This is a genomic window from Tardiphaga sp. (genome assembly GCF_041424195.1).
Taxonomy (GTDB): Bacteria; Pseudomonadota; Alphaproteobacteria; order Rhizobiales; family Xanthobacteraceae; genus Tardiphaga.
Window position 1 is genome coordinate 1 of sequence record NZ_JBGMOE010000209.1, and the last position, 3,574, is coordinate 3,574.

At 60.3% G+C, this 3,574-nt stretch carries 5 protein-coding genes; 3 read left to right on the forward strand and 2 right to left on the reverse strand.

Features of this window, described 5'->3' with window-relative positions:
* A partial coding sequence (locus tag ACEK02_RS29325) for an IS3 family transposase (protein ID WP_371424963.1) occupies nucleotides 1-546 on the forward strand: 546 nt, incomplete at its 5' end.
* Between the two features lie 58 nt (nucleotides 547-604).
* Here ACEK02_RS29325 and ACEK02_RS29330 read toward each other — a convergent pair.
* Together ACEK02_RS29330 and ACEK02_RS29335 are read right to left on the reverse strand one after the other, a co-directional pair.
* A complete protein-coding gene (locus tag ACEK02_RS29330) occupies nucleotides 605-1,009 on the reverse strand; it encodes a winged helix-turn-helix domain-containing protein (protein WP_371424964.1) in 405 nt (134 codons plus the stop codon).
* A 135-nt stretch (nucleotides 1,010-1,144) separates the two neighbouring features.
* Nucleotides 1,145-1,573: a hypothetical protein gene (locus ACEK02_RS29335; protein WP_371424965.1), complete on the reverse strand. Its 429-nt coding sequence runs from the start codon at nucleotides 1,571-1,573 to the stop codon at nucleotides 1,145-1,147.
* 328 nt (nucleotides 1,574-1,901) lie between these two features.
* Here ACEK02_RS29335 and ACEK02_RS29340 point away from each other — a divergent pair, with 328 nt between their 5' ends.
* Both ACEK02_RS29340 and ACEK02_RS29345 read left to right on the forward strand, forming a co-directional pair.
* Nucleotides 1,902-2,540, forward strand: coding sequence for a hypothetical protein (locus ACEK02_RS29340; protein ID WP_371424966.1), 639 nt, complete (start codon nucleotides 1,902-1,904; stop codon nucleotides 2,538-2,540).
* Nucleotides 2,541-2,545: 5 nt separating this feature from the next.
* Nucleotides 2,546-3,574: bifunctional enoyl-CoA hydratase/phosphate acetyltransferase (locus tag ACEK02_RS29345; RefSeq protein ID WP_371424967.1), on the forward strand; the 1,029-nt coding region annotated here is incomplete at its 3' end.

The window sequence follows — 3,574 nt, forward strand, 5'->3', positions numbered from 1 at the left end:
AGGTGCACGTACGGTTCGGGGAGGGGAAGCGCTTATGCGCTTCCTACTCCACTCCCCATGCGCCGGGGCTTCCTGTATCTGGTGGCGATCATGGACTGGGCGACCCGCAAGGTGCTGGCCTGGCGGCTGTCGAACACGATGGATGCCGGCTTCTGCGTCGCGGCCCTGGAGGATGCGCTGGCCCGCTTCGGCAAGCCTGAAATCTTCAACACCGACCAGGGCAGCCAATTTACCAGCTTCGCGTTCACCAGCGTGCTGCGCGAGGCCGAGGTCCGCATCAGCATGGACGGCCGGGGGCGGTGGATGGACAACGTCTTCATTGAGCGCCTCTGGCGATCCCTCAAATACGAATGCGTCTATCTCCACGCCTTCGAGACCGGATCGGAGCTGCGGGCTGGCCTTGGCCGATGGATCACCTATTACAACACCCAGCGTCCGCACTCGAGCCTTGCCGGCAGAACGCCGGTTGAGGCCTATCGGCGAAACGGGCAATCAGATCATGGGGGGCATGCCCCCCATGATCTGATGATCAAGCAGGCGGCATGAACGACAACCGGGATTAGCTTAACTCAGCCGCCAAACTGTCCAGCAAGGCGGGACCACCTCAGTCCAAGATGTTACGGCTTCGCAATGATGTCTGCTTAGGTAGCGGCCGATCCCGCAGGAGGGAAAGCAAAGCGTTAAGGCGGCCATCATCTGCCGCATCCGCAAGCAGTGTTTCCAAATCTCGATAAGAGAACAGAAGTTGGCGGCCAAAATCGGTCAGCCTGGCCCCCCTTTCACGACTCCCGCCGGAAACCGTTTCCACCACTCGTTCCAACCAACAGCGATTGAGCGCGTCCACGAGGAGCCACGTCCGGCGATAGCTCATTCCCATCGAGCGCCCAGCTGCCGAAATCGACCCTTCGCGATCAATCGCTTCGAGCAGATCGGCTTTGCCAGGGCCAATGGCAGATTCCACGCCGCAGAAAATCTGAGCTTTGAGTTTTAGCGCGCCGATCCGGATCATTGCCGACCTATTTGCCGATAATATGAGCGCCCTAGTAGTACTCTATTGGAAAGAATAAATTCTTCACCGCCTCACTGGTGGCGGCCATGATACCAGTCGGTGTGCGACATTGACCTGATCACGGCCGCTTCAACCTCAGCTATCGGCATTTCGTTCTTCGCCGTTCCTATCAACACCGGAACCGGAGCCGCCCTGCAGCATAGCAAACCATGGCTTCAGCAACGCTTCAAACGGGGAGCGGCCGGCATCTTCGAAGCCCTCGGTCACCGTCTCCGAAATGCTCTTGCGCCAATCGACGACCGCCTCCTGAATCTGCGCCAGGGTTGCCACCCGGAGCGCCTCGACTTCAGCCAGATAGTCCTGAGATTGCCGCGAGACGACAAGCAACGGATCCCCTGCTTGCTGGGTTGGCATAGTTTTGCTTTTCGCCGCGAATTCCGTGGCGCCGCGCCCGCTTATATCGACAATCTTCTGACCACTGTCCCGCCAGGCATCGGCCAGCTTGAGCGCCAGGCGCATATTGGCTCGGGTTACGGCGAGGGCACTTTCAAGGGGCTGCGGCACGGGGCATCTCCAGTCTCTAATCCAATAAATAGCGCTCAGGAATGACGCGGGAGCAAGTCTGAACGCATGTGGGTATACGCCTTTGGGACATATAAGTATTTCCCGAGCGCTTAAAAAATTTGTTTCCAGACATTTGGTGCTGACCGACTGAGTTAAGCGTCGAACGCATAGCGGTACCGACGTTGCGTCCATAACACAACGATCACGACCGCGACCCTTGGCACGCGCTGCGATCAGTCACGCGAGCGCGAGCCGCGGACATTTACGTAGTGCACTGCATGCCTCGGAACGGCACCAACGTCATGCCAGGTGAAGGAGTTCAACCCGCATGGGCGCTCGCGACCAATCCAATGTCCCCGATCCTCTTGATGGTATCGCCCGAACGCCCGAACGCGCCGCCATCGCGGCGAAAGCCCGGGCGACCCGCAGCCCGTCCCCCGCGACCATGTCACTGGCTAGGGCCAACTTGGCACCGCATATCGTCCCGCCTCCCCGAAAACAATGTCAGTTCGGCGCGAAGGCAGCGCGCGAATATATGCACGTTTTTGATTGCGTTGGCCGGAGGGCGGTCGCTTCCGAGGCGGCGCCGGACAATAATCCACTTGCGCAGGACCACCGCTTTTCGGATCCGGCCTGGAAACGCCCTTCGTCCGACCTGATTGCCCAGCCATTCCTTTTCAACCAGCAGATCGCCTGCATTGGCGGTGCATCCAGGCATTTTGAGGGCATCGTACATTTTGCCATGCGACAGGTTCGGGACATGGTCGTACCGACGAATTTCTTCGCCACCAATCCCGGCCTGCGACGGCGGATGGTACGACCGGGAGTTCGATGCCCCGTCGAAAGTCGGCAGCATCGTGCGCAGGGCTTGCGGCGAACCCTTCGAGGCGGATCGACGATTGGCGCTTTCGACAGAGGCTATGCTCCGCTCACCCTGACTCCAGACACCTCGTTGATGGAGCGCTGAGGTTCATGGGCGATCCGGACATGATCGAGAACCGCACATTCGACGAGATCAATGTTGGCGATACCGCCAGCGTCTCGCGCACCTTGTCTCGGCAGGACATCGCGCTATTCGCGCTTGTTTCGGGCGACGTTAACCCGACCCATCTCGATGACGGTTATGCCGCCGGCGATGTGTTCCGACATGTCATCGCCCACGGTCTCTGGGGCGGCGGCCTTATTTCGGCGGTTCTGGGCACAGAATTGCCGGGGCCGGGCGCCATCTATCTCAGCCAGTCGCTGCGTTTCGTGCGACCCGTGGGCTTGGGCGACTGTATCACCGCGACCGTCACGGTGCGAGAAAAGCAGTCCGACAAGGGAGTGGTTCTCTTCGATTGCCGCTGTGCCAACCAGCATGGCGATGAGGTCATCACGGGCGAGGCGGAAGTGAGGGCGCCGGAGGAGAAGGTGCGCCGCGCACGCATCGCCCTCCCCGACATCCGTCTCTCCGATCATGACGCTTATCGGCGCCTGGTTGCCGCTGCGGCATCCCACGAACCGGTCATAACCGCCGTCGTCCACCCCTGCTCCGCAACTGCACTCAAGGCAGCGATCGAGGCAGCGGAAGCAGGCCTGATCGAAGCCGTTCTGGTCGGACCTGAGGCGAGGATCCGGCAAGCTGCGAAGGATGCAGGCAAGGACATCTCCGGCTTCCGGATTGTTCCGGCAGACCATAGCCATGACGCAGCGGCGAAAGCCGTCGCGCTGGTCCGTGCGGGCGAAGCAAAATTGGTCATGAAGGGCTCGCTGCACACTGACGAGCTAATGGGTGCGATCGTTTCGCGACTTACCGGCCTGAGAACGGATCGGCGGATCAGCCACGCTTACCTGATGGATGTTCCTGGCCATCCCCGCCCGCTCATTATCACGGATGCCGCCATAAACATCGCTCCGAGTCTCGGAGAGAAGGCCGACATCATCCGCAACGCTATCGATCTCGCCCATGTGATCTGCCCCCCGCTGAGTGGCCCAGAGACTATGATAGTCTGGACCACGAAA

Coding starts and splice junctions, on each gene's coding strand:
- ACEK02_RS29340 (WP_371424966.1), top strand. CDS start 1,902: ATGGGCGCTCGCGACCAATCCAATGTCCCCGATCCTCTTGATGGTATC.
- ACEK02_RS29330 (WP_371424964.1), bottom strand. CDS start 1,009: ATGATCCGGATCGGCGCGCTAAAACTCAAAGCTCAGATTTTCTGCGGC.